At 73.4% G+C, this 13104-nt stretch carries 13 protein-coding genes and 1 pseudogene; 6 read left to right on the top strand and 8 right to left on the bottom strand.

The features are described from left to right. Positions 1-56 precede the first annotated feature (56 nt). Both OG252_RS12435 and OG252_RS12430 read left to right on the top strand, forming a co-directional pair. Positions 57-1457 (top strand): DNA-3-methyladenine glycosylase 2 family protein, encoded by a 1401-nt coding sequence (locus OG252_RS12435; protein WP_266453003.1) that lies wholly within the window; start codon positions 57-59, stop codon positions 1455-1457. Beyond that, entirely contained in the window at positions 1457-1996 is a 540-nt protein-coding gene (locus OG252_RS12430; protein ID WP_266449692.1) for a methylated-DNA--[protein]-cysteine S-methyltransferase, read from the top strand. Before OG252_RS12435 ends, OG252_RS12430 begins: the two co-directional genes overlap by 1 nt. Here OG252_RS12430 and OG252_RS12425 read toward each other — a convergent pair. Together OG252_RS12425 and OG252_RS12420 are read right to left on the bottom strand one after the other, a co-directional pair. Continuing rightward, on the bottom strand, positions 1993-2367 hold the full coding sequence (locus tag OG252_RS12425; RefSeq protein WP_329335910.1) for a PPOX class F420-dependent oxidoreductase: 375 nt from the start codon (positions 2365-2367) through the stop codon (positions 1993-1995). The two genes, OG252_RS12430 and OG252_RS12425, sit on opposite strands and share 4 nt — an antisense overlap. Before the next feature lie 156 nt (positions 2368-2523). Beyond that, on the bottom strand, positions 2524-3006 hold the full coding sequence (locus OG252_RS12420; protein WP_266449697.1) for a DUF456 domain-containing protein: 483 nt from the start codon (positions 3004-3006) through the stop codon (positions 2524-2526). A gap of 799 nt (positions 3007-3805) precedes the next feature. Here OG252_RS12420 and OG252_RS12415 point away from each other — a divergent pair. Then, on the top strand, positions 3806-5494 hold the full coding sequence (locus tag OG252_RS12415) for a protein phosphatase 2C domain-containing protein (RefSeq protein ID WP_443068489.1): 1689 nt from the start codon (positions 3806-3808) through the stop codon (positions 5492-5494). Positions 5495-5519: 25 nt separating this feature from the next. Here OG252_RS12415 and OG252_RS12410 read toward each other — a convergent pair whose 3' ends face one another. Then, positions 5520-6869 (bottom strand): helix-turn-helix domain-containing protein, encoded by a 1350-nt coding sequence (locus tag OG252_RS12410; RefSeq protein WP_329335905.1) that lies wholly within the window; start codon positions 6867-6869, stop codon positions 5520-5522. 219 nt (positions 6870-7088) lie between these two features. On the opposite strand from OG252_RS12410, the gene OG252_RS12405 reads away from it, so the two are divergent. Next, on the top strand, positions 7089-7757 hold the full coding sequence (locus OG252_RS12405; RefSeq protein ID WP_329335903.1) for a hypothetical protein: 669 nt from the start codon (positions 7089-7091) through the stop codon (positions 7755-7757). On the opposite strand, the gene OG252_RS12400 is transcribed toward OG252_RS12405, so the two are convergent. The 3 genes and pseudogenes from OG252_RS12400 to OG252_RS12390 form a co-directional block, all read right to left on the bottom strand. Continuing rightward, positions 7732-7953 carry a hypothetical protein gene (locus OG252_RS12400; RefSeq protein WP_329335901.1) on the bottom strand — a complete coding sequence of 74 codons (222 nt, stop codon included), beginning with the start codon at positions 7951-7953 and terminating at the stop codon, positions 7732-7734. The genes OG252_RS12405 and OG252_RS12400 overlap by 26 nt on opposite strands. Positions 7954-7967: 14 nt before the next feature. Then, a complete protein-coding gene (locus tag OG252_RS12395; protein WP_329335899.1) occupies positions 7968-8123 on the bottom strand; it encodes a hypothetical protein in 156 nt (51 codons plus the stop codon). A gap of 17 nt (positions 8124-8140) precedes the next feature. Further along, positions 8141-8704 (bottom strand): annotated as a pseudogene (locus tag OG252_RS12390) (hypothetical protein); the annotation flags it as partial. Between the two features lie 173 nt (positions 8705-8877). On the opposite strand from OG252_RS12390, the gene OG252_RS12385 reads away from it, so the two are divergent. Beyond that, positions 8878-9360, top strand: a complete 483-nt coding sequence (locus tag OG252_RS12385) for an ATP-binding protein (RefSeq protein WP_266449708.1) — start codon at positions 8878-8880, stop codon at positions 9358-9360. 56 nt (positions 9361-9416) lie between these two features. Here OG252_RS12385 and OG252_RS12380 read toward each other — a convergent pair whose 3' ends face one another. Both OG252_RS12380 and OG252_RS12375 read right to left on the bottom strand, forming a co-directional pair. Further along, on the bottom strand, positions 9417-10457 hold the full coding sequence (locus OG252_RS12380; protein ID WP_266449711.1) for a DUF2637 domain-containing protein: 1041 nt from the start codon (positions 10455-10457) through the stop codon (positions 9417-9419). A gap of 303 nt (positions 10458-10760) precedes the next feature. Further along, positions 10761-11618 carry a (2Fe-2S)-binding protein gene (locus OG252_RS12375; RefSeq protein ID WP_329335895.1) on the bottom strand — a complete coding sequence of 286 codons (858 nt, stop codon included), beginning with the start codon at positions 11616-11618 and terminating at the stop codon, positions 10761-10763. 155 nt (positions 11619-11773) lie between these two features. On the opposite strand from OG252_RS12375, the gene OG252_RS12370 reads away from it, so the two are divergent. Then, positions 11774-12610: a GntR family transcriptional regulator gene (locus OG252_RS12370; protein ID WP_443068403.1), complete on the top strand. Its 837-nt coding sequence runs from the start codon at positions 11774-11776 to the stop codon at positions 12608-12610. The last annotated feature ends 494 nt before the right edge of the window (positions 12611-13104 follow it).

Below are 13104 nucleotides of genomic sequence, written 5' to 3'. Positions count from 1 at the left end.
CGGCGTCCGATTTCCGCCAGCCGCGGGCCTGGCCCTGGCCCACACTGGATGACGTGATGGACGAGGACACCAGGTACGAGGCGGTCCGCAGCCGGGACGGGCGGTTCGACGGCGAGTTCTTCTTCGCCGTCGAGACGACCGGCATCTACTGCCGGCCCAGCTGCCCGGCCGTGACGCCGAAGCGGCACAACGTCCGCTTCTTCGCGACGGCCGCCGCCGCGCAGGGCTCCGGGTTCCGGGCCTGCCGGCGGTGCCGGCCGGACGCCGTGCCCGGCTCCGCCGAGTGGAACGTACGGGCGGACGTGGTGGGCCGGGCGATGCGGCTGATCGGCGACGGTGTCGTCGACCGGGAGGGCGTCGCCGGGCTCGCCGCGCGGCTCGGCTACAGCGCCCGGCAGGTCCAGCGGCAGCTCACCGCCGAGCTCGGCGCCGGGCCCGTCGCCCTCGCCCGGGCCCAGCGGGCGCACACCGCACGCGTCCTGCTCCAGACCACCGGCCTGCCGGTCACCCAGATCGCGTTCGCGTCAGGCTTCGCCAGCGTGCGGCAGTTCAACGAGACCATGCGGGAGGTGTACGCCTCGACGCCCAGCGAGCTGCGGGCCGCCGCTCCGCACGGCGGCCGGGCGGCCCGCCGTACGGCCACCCCGGACGCCGGGATCCCGCTGCGGCTCGCGCACCGGGGGCCGTACCAGTCCACGGCCGTCTTCGACCTGCTGGCGGCCGAGGCGGTGGCGGGTGTGGAGGAGGTCGGCGGGCCGCGCGGGCGACGCACCTACCGCCGTACCCTGCGCCTGCCGCACGGCACCGGGATCGTCGCCGTCGACGAGCGGCCCGGCGCCGCGAGGTCCGCGTCCGGCGCCCATCCGGGCGGCTGGCTGGACGCCCGCCTCCATCTCACCGACCCCCGCGACCTGACCACCGCCGTACAGCGGCTGCGCCGGCTCTTCGACCTCGACGCAGACCCGTACGCCATCGACGAACGGCTAGGCGCCGACCCACGGCTCGCCCCGCTGGTCGCCGCCCGGCCGGGGCTGCGGTCGCCGGGCGCCGCCGACCCGGAGGAACTCGCGGTGCGGGCGCTGGTGGGGCGGGCCGAGGCGGAGCGGCTGGTCCAGCGGTACGGCAAGACGCTGGACGCCCCCTGCGGCAGCCTCACCCACCTGTTCCCCGAACCGGCCGTCCTCGCCGGGGCCGAACCCGACGGCACCCTGGGCGCCCTCACCACCGCCCTGGCCGACGGCGCCGTACGCCTGGACCCGGGCGCCGACCGCGACGACGCCGAGGCGGCCCTGCTCGCCGTGCCCGGCCTGGACGCCCGTACCGTCGCCGCCGTCCGCACCCGGGCCCTGGGCGACCCGGACGTCGCCCCACCCGACTCGGACATCCCCGACACCTGGCGCCCCTGGCGCTCATACGCCTTGCAACACCTGCGTGCAGCAGGGGAGTTGGAGTACTGATGACCGCCGACAGGATGACCGCCGACACGATGACAGCCGACACGCATTACGCCACGCTGGACAGCCCGGTCGGGCAGCTCCTCCTCACCGCCGACCCGAGCGGCGTGCTGACCTCGCTCTCCGTCCCCGGCCAGAAGAACGGGCGTACCGTCCAGGAGGGGTGGCACCACGACCCCGACCTCTTCCGCGCCGCCGGGGAGCAGCTCACCGCCTACTTCGCCGGTGAACTCAAGGAGTTCAGCCTGGAGCTGCGCGGCGAGGGCACCACCTTCCGCGAGCAGGTCTGGGCCGCCCTCGACACCGTCCCGTACGGCGCGACCACGACGTACGGCGAGATCGCCGCCCGTATCGGCGCCTCCAGGGCCGCCGTACGGGCCGTCGGCGGCGCAATCGGCGCCAACCCGCTGCTGATCCTGCGGCCCTGCCACCGGGTGATCGGGGCGGACGGGTCACTCACGGGGTACGCGGGCGGGCTGGAGCGCAAGACGAGGCTGCTCGCTCTCGAAGGGCGTCCCGCGGTGGGACAGGGCTGGGGCTAGGCGTCGTCCTCCAGTCCCCAGCTGTGGATCCGCCGCGGATGGATGCGGATGACCTCCTCGCTGAAGTGCGGGCCCAAGTCGTGCGGGCCGGTGAGGAGTTCGGCCTCGCCGCGGATGTCGATGCCGCGCACTCTCCACGGCTTCAAGCTGATGATGTCGTCGACGACCAGGGCGACCTTCGGGTTCTTCAGCAGGTTGCGCCACTTCTTGGTGCGGCCCATCGCGTAGCCGCCGACCAGGATGGTCCCGTCGGGCCGCGGATGGAAGCCGACCGGGTTCGCCTGGGGCTGGCCGTGCGGGTCGACGGTGGCCAGCCGTCCCAGGCGCTGGGACCTGAGGTACGCGCGCTCGGCCTCGCTGAATTCGGTCATGGCAGTCAGCCAAGCACTCCGGGCCCGCCCGGCGCATCGGATCCTGGCCCTAGTTCCGGGGACCTACGACGGTCGCGGCGCCGCAGCCATGAGGTCTGTCGGCGCCGCCATGAGGTCTTGGGTGCCGCCATGAGGTGTTCGGTGCGGATGCCGGTCTCATCCCCACAGCACCGCCCCCAGCCACGCCCCCATGATCAGCAGGCAGGTGAACAGCTCCGTCAGCACGCTGGAGCCGCCCGAGCGCATCGCCGTCCGCAGGGCCGCCATCGCCTCGCCGTGGCGGCCGAGCCGGAGCCGTTCGTACAGGTAGATGCCGCCCATGAAGCCGGGGATCGCGCCGAGGACCGGGATCAGGAAGAAGCCGGCGAACGCCCCCACGCCGGCGTACACACCCATGCGAGCGGTCGCGCCGCTCGCCCGCAGCCGTCGGGGCGGCAGTGCCCAGCGCACCACCTGGGAGAGGAACAGAGCGACGGTGGCGCACACCAGGACGGCCCAGGAGAGCGGCTGGGGGTCCTTCAGCGCCCACCACATGACCGCGGCCCACACCAGCCAGGAACCCGGCACACCGGGCACCAGCACTCCGCCCACACCCAGCAGAATGACCAGGCCGACCAGCAGGAGGTCCACCACGCCCATCTGTCCAGAGTGCCGGAGGACGAGCGAAGACGCAGGTCAGCGAAGCCGGCTAGGGCCGCTCACCAGGCCCGTTCCCGCGCCCGGTGCCGGGCGGTCCTGAGGCCGAGGCCGGGCTGTTGGGGACGCACTCGGCACGCCGTTCGAGGGGTGGTGCGGCGCCGGATTTTCCGGATGCCCCGTTTTCATACCGCTCCCGCGGTGGACAATTAGGGGCATGAGCCAGCAGGGGGGAAAGCCCAGCGGTCACGAGGACGACTGGTGGGGGCAGCTGTACGACGACACCACCGAGGACACGGGCCCCACGGCCACGCCCGACTCACTGGACGACCGGTTCGCCTCGGCGGCGGGGACGGTGGAGGGACGGGCCGCCGCTCGGGGCGGCACCGAGGGCGGGATCCCGGCGCCGCGTCCCGGTACGGCGGGCGTCGCGGAGGACGCGGTTCCGGCGCCGCAGTCAGGTGCCGGCGATGTCCCTGAGGATGGGCTTTCCGCGCTGCGGTCGGGTGTCGGGGATGCCTCGGGGGGTGGTGGTTCCGCGCCGGCGTCCGGTGTCGGTGACGCCTCGGACGGCGAGGCTCCCACGCAGCGAGCCGGTGGCGCCGGGCCGGTGGACGTGCCGAGGCCTGACGTGCCGAGGCCTTCGGAGTTCGCGGGGCAGCGCGCTCCCTGGGAGCCGCCGCCCGATCTACCCACGGGGCCCGCGACCTTCCCGCCCGGACCGAAGCCGCCGGGATTCGCCGAGCAGCCGCCACCGTGGGGACGCGCGGCGCCAGGGCCAGGGTCCCCTGGCCGCGCCTCCATGGAGACCCCCACGACGACCTTCCCCGACTCACGGACGCCCCCGGACCCACCTCCCCGGCCCTCGTCCGCACCCCCTCCGCCGCCTCCGCCCTTCGGGCCCCCTCCGCCCACACCTCCCCCCGCACGCGGGGACACCGAGGCCGCTGTGCGGGGCGTCGACGACGAGCCGGTGCGGGGAGGGCTACGGGGCACCGCCGGCCCAGTTCCGCAACGCGCCGCCGCCCCTTGGGAGCCGCCACACCCCGCCCCCTCCGGCGCGCCCGGCGTCGACGTCGGACCCGGGCAGGGCGGATGGCCTGCCGCATCCGCCGGAGACGGGGCAGCCGCCCCGCTCGCCGAGGGGGCTGGCGGCCCGGTCGGACCTGACGGTGGGCCTGCGTCGGTCGCGGGTCCTGAGGAGGCGGCAGGCGCCCCGGGCTCGGCAGACCGCGTGCCGCGGCGGCCTGCATGGGAGCCGGCTGGCGTTGGATCTGACGGTCCGCCCGGGGCGGGCGTGGGCCCCGCTGGCGCGGCCGACGCCCCGGGCTCGGCGGGCCTCGTGCCGCAGGACGTCCCCTGGGGGCCGCCCTCCACCGGCACATCCGCTCCGCCTCAGGGCGCCCCCCTCGCCTCGTCCGCCGCCGCAGCGGACGCCCGGAACACCGGCCCTGACGCAGATCCGCCGGCCGATTCGCCCAGCTCTCGTACTCCCACCCGGGTCGACCTTCCCGCGCTGCCGCTCGACCCCGTCGGCCATGTGGGCTCCGGGCCGCCCACCTACGAGGCCGAGCCCACCGCGTTGCCGCCGGCGGATCCCGACGACCTCGACGATCTGGTCGCGGACACCGTGCTGGACGGGGCCCGGTACGGGGCCTCCACGTTGCGCGCGGCCTCCGTGCGGGGGGACTCCGCGCGGTTCCGGGGTGAGCCGCGGCGGGATGCGCTGCTCACCGCCCGCTTCGGGACCGGGGACCACGCGCTCGTCCTCGTCGCGATGGCGACCGGTGCGCGCGCCACGCCCGGTGCGCACCGGGCGGCAGCCGAGGCGTGTCACTGGATCGGGCGGGCCGTGGGGCGCAGTCACGCCCGGCTCGCCGAGGACATAAGGGCGGGCCGGCGCGGCGACCTGAAGTCGGGTCTGCACCGCCTCACCGACCGCAGCCTCGGGAAACTCCGCGCCAGCGCCGCCGAGCAGGGCATCGAACCGGAGGAGTACGCCGCCGCCCTGCGCTGTCTGCTCCTGCCCGCCGACCCCGAGTGCCGTACGCGCGTCTTCTTCGGCGTCGGCGCGGGCGGACTGTTCCGGCTGCGCGACGGCGAGTGGCAGGACATCGAACCGCGGGTCCTCGACGTCCCCGGCGAGCCGGTCGTCGGTTTCGGCTCACTGCCCGCCGAGACCCCCGAGGGCGACCGCCTCACCATGGACCTCGGCATCCCGACGCCCCCGAGCCCGTACGAACCCGCCCCCGAGCCGCCCCGCGAACCCTTCCGCTTCCGCGCCTCCGTGGCCCGTCCGGGTGACACGCTCCTGATGTGCACCGGCGGCCTCGCCGAGCCGTTGCGCGGCGAACCCGAGCTGTGCGGGTATCTCACCGGCCGATGGTCCGGCCCCACCCCGCCCGGCCTCGCCGAGTTCCTCGCCGACGCCCAGGTCAGGGTCAAGGGGTACGCGGACGACCGTACGGCGGCCGCCGTGTGGGAGGCGTGACGGCGTCGGCAGGTACGCCCCTGGCTCAGTCGGTCCTCTCCACCCACTGGCGCGAGACGTCGTACCAGTAGCGCGGCAGCCCCTTGATGCTGCTGGTCCGGAACGGGCGGCCGTCGTCGTCGATGCGGACCGTGCCGGTACGGCCCTGGGAGGACCAGTCCAGCTCGAGGTACCAGCGGCAGTCACAGCCCTCGGTCTTCGCGGTGACCAGCAGGACCTCGGGGTCCTCGGCCGACACGCGGTACGGCAGGCGCATGGCGGGGATCGGGGTGCCCGTGTCGTTGCCCGCGACGGGGCGGGCGATGGGGCGGTCGATGTCCAGGTCGACGTCGAAGTAGCGGGGGGTGACGGCGCCGCCGCAGCCCTGGTCCATGGAGTAGGCGGTGCCGGGGGCGGGGTCGGTGCGGCCGACGACCCGTACGCGCAGGGCCTCCAGGACCACGGCCGTGGAGGTCCGACCCTGCACCGAGATCCGTACGTTCGTGTCACGCCCGTGCACCGCGTTCTGGGTGCCGGCCCAGGTGCCGGCGTCCTGCGGGGCGGGCGGCGGGGGAACCTCGGCGGGCGGCTTGGCGATGACGTAGTCGTGGCCGCAGCCCAGCGCCCAGACCTGGGAGTCGGCGGTCCAGGTGAGGGGGACGGAGGGCGTGCCTGAGCCGTCCTGCTTGTGGCTTCCCGAGGGGCTGCGGCTCTGATCGGGGTCTTTGGAGGGCTGTGACCCGGTGCCTTCGGTGCCTTCGGTGCCCTTGGCCGAGGGGGAGCCGGAGGTGGTGGCGGAGGGGCTCGGCGAGGTGGCCGAGTTGTGGTGGCGGCCCGGGGTGCCCGGCGCGGTCGTATCGGACGGGCCGCGCGAGGACTGCGCGGAGTCGTCCGCCCCCGGCGAACCGGACGGCAGCGCCGAGATGCTGCCCAGCGTGACGACCAGCACCGCCGCGACGGCCGCGGACACCAAGGTGCGTCGACGGCGGTACCAGGGGTGGCGGAGCGGGGGAGCGGGAGCTTCACTCGCCGGAGGCGCGGGCTCGTTGTCAGTAGATCCGGGCTCGCCGTCCGCGGAGCCGACCTCGGTGTCCGCGGCGGCCTCCGTCGGCCCGGTCTCCGTAGCCGCCGCCCGCGGCCGTTGCCGTGCCGCCACCGCCGGCAGCCACAGCCGGTGCAGCTCCAGCCGCTCCTCCGCCGTCGCCCCGCACAGGGCAGCGAACCGTTCGACGGGGGCGAAGTCCTGGGGGACCGCCTCGCCGGCGCAGTAGCGGTGCAGCGTGGAGGTGTTCATGTTCAGGCGGCGGGCGAGCGAACCGTAACTGCGGTCCGTCCGTTCCTTCAGCCGCGTCAGCAGCGCCGCGAACTCGCCGACCTCGTCCCTTGGTGCCGACACCGTTCCCCCGTCCGTCCCGGATCCGTATCCCAGGCACTCCATATACCTGCACGTCAGAAGGGCTGGGACGGTTCCACCATGGCGAATCGGCCGTCCCCTGTTGCGCCCGTCTGCTGTGACCGCTGATGCTCTTGGTGTCGCACCGACGACCGCCGGACCGACCATCCGGCGTCCTGGCGGCGCATTCCACACCCACGCACTCGTTCACGGGGGACACCCATGCCCAAGCGCATCCGAGCAGGCGCGCTCACCGTACTGGCTATCACGGGCCTCACGCTCGGCACAGCACTCGCCGTACAGGCCGATGCCCGACCGGCACCGGCCGCGGCGACGAAGACCGCCACGACCAAGGCCGTTGCGATGAAGGCCGCCGCCGCGCCCAGATTCCTCGCGGCCGCACAACTCCCCCCGCATCCCGCGTCCTCCTGGACCGCGGGCAAGGTCACCGACGGCGTCCCGGACGAGCTGCGGCCCTGTCTGGAGGAGGCGCTCCTCGCCTACGACTCCCGGTACCGCGCCTTCCACACGGACCTCGACACCAACGCCCGGCAGCTCACGGTGGTCGTCGGCTCCGCCGCGAAGGCCAAGGCGCTCGCCACGCGTCTGAACAAGGAGATCCGCTCCTGCGCGACGCGCATCGAGAAGGCCGACCCTGAGACCGAGGCCGCGTACAAGGGCTATGGCACCCTGCCCGTCGAGGAGGGCGCCCGCGTGCACGGCTTGCACACCGTCACGTCGTGGGGTGCCTCGGACATCCGGCTCCTCTCCGTCGGGCGGGACGGCAGGGCCGTCACCGTCGTGGAGTGGGCACAGTTGGGCGGCTTCGGTGACGCGCCGGTGAAGGCATTCAAGAAGACGACCGTCACGGCGGTGAACAAGCTCTACTGACCGCACGACCGCCGCGGACCGGGGCCGCCCTCCCGCACGGGGGTCGGGCGGGTGGCCCCCGGCGTCGGCGGGACGTCACAGCGCCTCGCGCCGGCCGTAGCCGCAGCGTGAGGATCTGGAACGGCCGCAGCTCGAAAACCAGGGGGGATTCGTGCAGCGGCCGTTCCAGAAGGTCGGTCCCCTCGGCCCGGGACACGGCGAATCCGGGCGTCAGCTCGGCCCGCGCAGCAGCGTCAGCCGTACGGTCGTGCCCAGGCCGCCGGGGTGCGGGGTGAGGAACCAGCGGATTCCGGCCAGTTTCGCGAGCTGGGGGAACGCTGCCATGCAACCGAAGGAGTCCGGCAGCCAGATCTCCTCCGTGTCCACGCCCAGTCGATGTGTGCGGGCCGGGCCGCCTGGATCTCGTGCATCAGCTCCAACAGCACCTCGACGTCGAGGACCAACTGCCACACCTGTTCGTCGAGTACGGCGAGGTCGGCAGAGCGGAATCGGTAGATGGGCCCATCGCCGGCGGTCAGGACGGCACCCAGTTGCGTAGGCTCGAAGCCGTGCAGGACGGCCGGATTGGCGGCCGTCCTGCGGGAGCAGACGCACCCCCTCGCCTCCGCTCGCCGGGGACGCGACCGGGAGGTGGCGGTTGCGCGGGTGAATCCCTTTCAGGGGTACGCCCGCCGAGTCGTACAGCAGCCCTTCCGCCTGGATGCCCACTCCTCCGGCACCCGGCCCTCCAACCGGAACCAGCTCGTCGACCAGGGCTTTCCCCACACCGTGCCGGACGCGAACGGCTCGTGGGCGGCCTGCAAGGCCTGGTCCACCGGCACCGGTTCGCCCGGCACGTGCCACACGGACAGGACCAGCGGCACGCGCGCCGCGTTCCGGGCGGGCTTCCACCGGCGTTCGGTCGTCGTGCACGACGGCTCCTCGGCGGCTCGGAGGGCTCGGTCCAGGAGGCGTTCACCCGGCCGGGAGCACCGCCTCCGTGGTGGCGCAAGGCCCCGAATATGGCCGAACACCTGGTCGTTGACGATTCGACATGACTGTCAGGTGCCCCACGGGGCATGGATCCTCGTGAACGTGTTCGAGCAGGAGGGGAACCGACATCGGCACGCGGGCGGGGGTCATGAAGAGGCAGGCACGAGGAGGCGGTCCCATCGCGACAGGGGCCTTCTCGGCGGACACAGTGGAGGACAAGGCCGACAGCGCCATGGAAGAGGCGCGGGCGCCGCAGCTCAAACGCAGGCTGCGGCGGGCGGACCTGGGGGCGGTGCCCGAGTCGCGCAAAGCACTGCGCGAGCTGTTACGGCACTGGGGCAGACCCGGACGGGCAGAGGTCGCGGAACTGCTGACCAGTGAACTCGTCACCAACGCGATCATCCACACCGACCACGACGCGCTGCTGACGGCCACCGTCGGACCGCGTGGACTGAGGGTGGAGGTGCGGGACTTCGTGTCCCGCAGACCGAGACTGCGCGTACCGAACGCCGACGACGGTACGCACGGCCGGGGCCTGGTCCTCGTGCAGTCCCTCGCGGACGCGTGGGGCGTGCGGGTGCACGGGGTGGGGAAGGCGGTGTGGTTCGAGCTGGACGCGGGCGTCGCCTGAAACGGGACGGGGTGCGGCTCGTGTGAGCCGCACCCCGTCCCGTATGCGCGTTGCTTCTAGCCGAACTGCTGCTCAAGGTCCTTGAGCTTGCGCTCCAGGGAGTCCAGACGCGGCAGGGCCATGGTGTCGTCCTCCGCGGTGAGGTCGACGGTGATGGGGTCAGAACCGCTGCGGACGGGCTCGAGGGAGGGCCGCTGGCGTACGGGCAGTTGCTCCGGCGCTATGGCAGGCTCCGCGGAAGCCCGGTCCGACGGCCCGCGCTCCAGGGTCGCCTGCGCCTCCAACTGCCGGCCACGGCCGACGAATCCGCGGTGGCCCCGGCTGATCGCCTTGAGCTGCGCGCGCTCGACCCGCTCCTTGTCGCGGCGCCGCATGCGGGCCGCTTCCTTCTCGCGCTTGTCCTCGCGGACCTCGTCGACCGCCTCGTCCAGGCTGCGCACGCCCTCCAGGAGCATCAGCGACCACGCCTTGTACGTCTCGCGCGGGGCGCGCATCCAGCGGACGGCGCGGATCTGCGGCAGCGGTCGGGGCACCAGGCCCTGCTCGCGCAGGGCTGCCCGGCGGGTCTGCTTCAGCGCGCGGTCGAACAGCACGGCCGCCGACATCGACATGCCGGCGAAGAACTGCGGGGCGCCCGCGTGGTCGATGCCCCTGGGCGCGTGCACCCAGTTGAACCAGGCCGCCGCGCCGGCGAACGTCCATACGAGTATCCGGGAGCCGAGCGCCGCGTCACCGTGGCTGGCCTCGCGCACCGCGAGCACGGAGCAGAACATCGCCGCACCGTCGAGGCCGAACGGGACCAGGTACTCCCAGCCGCCGGACAGGTTGAGGTTCTGCTGGCCGAAGCCGACCAGGCCGTGGAAGGAGAGCGCGGCCGCCACCGCCGCACAGCAGAACAGCAGCACGTAGGAGGCGGTGCCGTATATGGCCTCCTTGCGCCTCCGGCGCTCCTCGCTGCGCTCCCACGAGTCGTCCGCGCTCGCGTCCTTCCCCGAGGTGCGCTTGCCACGCGCGAGCACCGCAACCGCCGCCAGCATGCCCAGGAGCAGTACGGCGCCCGGAAGCAACCAGTTCAGCGATATGTCGGTCAGTCTCATCTGGGGTCCCTTGCATTGGGATAGGGCGTAACGCCCGCCATAGTGGCCCAATCCCAACGGCCCTCAGGCGTTTTCGGGGCAAGAGGCCGCCAAGGAAGTGCAAGGGGATGCCCAGGGCGGCGTTCTGCTCGAACTGCCGCGTGAGGGGCGGGAGTTGAGTTCGAATAAGACTACCCGTACGGGTGGTTCCACGGAAAGTTCCTGCGCGGTGTGAGGAAGTTGTGAATTGCCTGTAACCGGGCGGGCGTCTCAGTCGCGAGTGATCCTACGGGACGGATGTTTCCGTCCTGAGCTGAGGGTGCCTCAACTGGCCGCGGCCGCCGTCAGCTTGGCGATCCGCTCCGCGTCGCAGGTGCGCGGGCAGGTGACGCAGGTGTCCTCGGGCTCCAGTGTGTAGAACATGCAGCAGCTCGCCCGGTCCCGGGTGGGCAGCGGCTCGCCGTTCGGTCCGGTCAGCTGGCGGAAGGCCGCCGAGCCGACGTACGGCTTGGTCGATCCCGGCAGCAGGAGCTCCAACTCGCGTTCGGCCCGGCGCTGCTCGCTCTCGCCGAGCAGTTCGGCGACGTACCAGAGGCCCTCGACGATCTCGTCCGTCACCATGCCCCACAGGGCGCGGTCGCGGCGGCGCATGCGCGGTCCGAACCCGGCCAGCACCGGTTTCATGTGCTCGGCGACGGCCGCCCGCAGCTCGGCCCGCAGCGCCTCCTCGTCGGGGACGACGCGGGCGCCGGGCAGGGTTGCGGCCGGGTCGTCCGGCAGGCAGGCGAAGGGGCCGGGGCGTACGGCGAAGGACATGGGGCCCTGGGTGCGGTCGTACGAGACATGCGTCACGGGGAAGCGCGGGACCCGGCGGTGCAGGAACCACGGCGCGGTGATCAGGAGGCAGGCGGGCCAGGCGTACCGGTGCAGACCGAAGCTGGCGATCACGTCCGGGCGGCCGGGGCGGCCGTGGTCCCGCCGTACCTGTGCGTCGTCCCAGGCCAGGAATCCTTCGAGGCCGGGGCCGCCCTCTGCGAGCTCGGTGGCGGCGACCCAGCCGCCGCCCTTCGGGGCCTGGTCGTCGAGGGTCAGTTCCGTGACCGTCAGCCCCGGGAGGACCTCGGTGACGCGTGCGTAGGCGTCCGCGACGGCCGAGCGGGGGGTGGGTGACGGGACGGGCATATGGGACCACCGATTCGCGATCGCTTGTAGGTAAGGCTTACCTTACCCGGGGTGTCCGGCATTTGAACTGTCGGGTTATGCCCTAATCTGCTTGACGGACGAGTAACAACCCGCCGTAATGACCCGAAGTGCCGACACGTCCGGAGGAGGACCCCGTGATGCAGGGTGCGCAGGGCTCCGCCGAGATGGGGGCGGGGGCTGGGGCTGCTGGGGCTGGGGCCGGGAAGCCTCCGGTTGGTGCGGTCAGGGTGCCGCCGCAGGCCCGGGCCGTAGACGTGGACCGGGAGCGGGGCACAGCCCCCGGCGCCGTCCGTGGTGAGCACACCCACAGTGAGACGCCCATCCCGCGGCCTCGCCCCGCCGTCCAGCGGTCCTCCGTGCGCGGGCAGATCCTCGACGCCCTGCGCACCTCGCTGGTCGCGGGCGAGCTCAGGCCGGGCGAGGTCTACTCCGCACCGGCGCTCGGCGACCGCTTCGGGGTCTCCGCGACGCCCGTCCGGGAGGCGATGCAGCAGCTCGCGCTGGAGGGCGCCGTCGAGGTCGTTCCCAACCGGGGGTTCCGGGTGGTCGAGCGCGGCAGGCGTGAGCTGGGGGAGCTGGCCGAGGTCCGGTCCCTCATCGAGGTCCCGGTGATGCTGCGCCTCGCCCGCACCGTGCCGGTCGACCGCTGGACCGAGCTGCGACCCCTCGCCGAGGCGACCGTCCGCGCCGCGGCCTCCGGCTGCCTGGCGACCTACGCGGAGTCCGACCGCGCCTTCCACCGCGCGATGCTTGCACTCTCCGGCAACGAACAGTTGGTCCAGATCGCCGAGGACCTCCACCGCCGTGCCCAGTGGCCCCTGGTCGGCGGGCCCGGCTCGCGGGGGCGGGCGGCTGAGCTGGTGGCGGACGCGGCCGAACACATGGCGTTGTTGGACGCGTTGATGGCGGGGGATGTGGGCGTGGTGCGGTCGCTGGTGGGGGAGCACTTCGCGGGTGCGGGTTCTCGCTGAGAGTGGTGGGCGGGGGATGCCTGCGGCGGCCTGTGCGGGTTGGGTGGTGGGTCGGGGACGTGTCGGGGGGTGTCCGTCCTCGGAACGGCGCGGAATCGGTCGGCTACGGAGGTACCGGCGTTGACGCGCCAACCGCTGCGGGCGGACACCCCCCGACACGTCCCCTTGCCGCCGTACGCGACTGCGGGCGCGTCCACCTTCCGACCGACCACCGTCACCTCTCGGCCGACCGAGTCGGCCACCCGCTAGGGGCGAAGTCCAGCCTCCAGAACCACGCTCACCTCTCGGCCAACCGAGTCGGGTGGTGCGTGGAGACCCTCCCCGGCCCTCACCCACCCGCCGGCGGCGCGGTCCCGGCGGCGACGTTCATCTCTCGGGCGACCGAGTCGGGTGGTGCGTGGAGACCATCCCCAGCCCCCGCCCGCCCCTGGGGGCGCAGCCCCAGGGGTGAGGCCCACCCATCGACCCACCGAGTCGGGTGGTGGGTGGGCATA

The organism is Streptomyces sp. NBC_01352 (genome assembly GCF_036237295.1).
In the GTDB taxonomy this organism is placed as follows: domain Bacteria; phylum Actinomycetota; class Actinomycetes; order Streptomycetales; family Streptomycetaceae; genus Streptomyces; species Streptomyces plumbiresistens.
This window is presented reverse-complemented; position numbering and strand designations above follow the sequence as displayed.

What these genes read in the sequence shown, in the direction of transcription:
- OG252_RS12435 (WP_266453003.1), top strand. Translation starts at nt 57, where the DNA reads ATGGACGAGGACACCAGGTACGAGGCGGTCCGCAGCCGGGACGGGCGG.
- OG252_RS12430 (WP_266449692.1), top strand. Translation starts at nt 1,457, where the DNA reads ATGACCGCCGACAGGATGACCGCCGACACGATGACAGCCGACACGCAT.
- OG252_RS12425 (WP_329335910.1), bottom strand. Translation starts at nt 2,367, where the DNA reads ATGACCGAATTCAGCGAGGCCGAGCGCGCGTACCTCAGGTCCCAGCGC.
- OG252_RS12420 (WP_266449697.1), bottom strand. Translation starts at nt 3,006, where the DNA reads ATGGGCGTGGTGGACCTCCTGCTGGTCGGCCTGGTCATTCTGCTGGGT.
- OG252_RS12415 (WP_443068489.1), top strand. Translation starts at nt 3,806, where the DNA reads ATGGAGACCCCCACGACGACCTTCCCCGACTCACGGACGCCCCCGGAC.
- OG252_RS12405 (WP_329335903.1), top strand. Translation starts at nt 7,089, where the DNA reads ATGCCCAAGCGCATCCGAGCAGGCGCGCTCACCGTACTGGCTATCACG.
- OG252_RS12385 (WP_266449708.1), top strand. Translation starts at nt 8,878, where the DNA reads ATGAAGAGGCAGGCACGAGGAGGCGGTCCCATCGCGACAGGGGCCTTC.
- OG252_RS12380 (WP_266449711.1), bottom strand. Translation starts at nt 10,457, where the DNA reads ATGAGACTGACCGACATATCGCTGAACTGGTTGCTTCCGGGCGCCGTA.
- OG252_RS12375 (WP_329335895.1), bottom strand. Translation starts at nt 11,618, where the DNA reads ATGCCCGTCCCGTCACCCACCCCCCGCTCGGCCGTCGCGGACGCCTAC.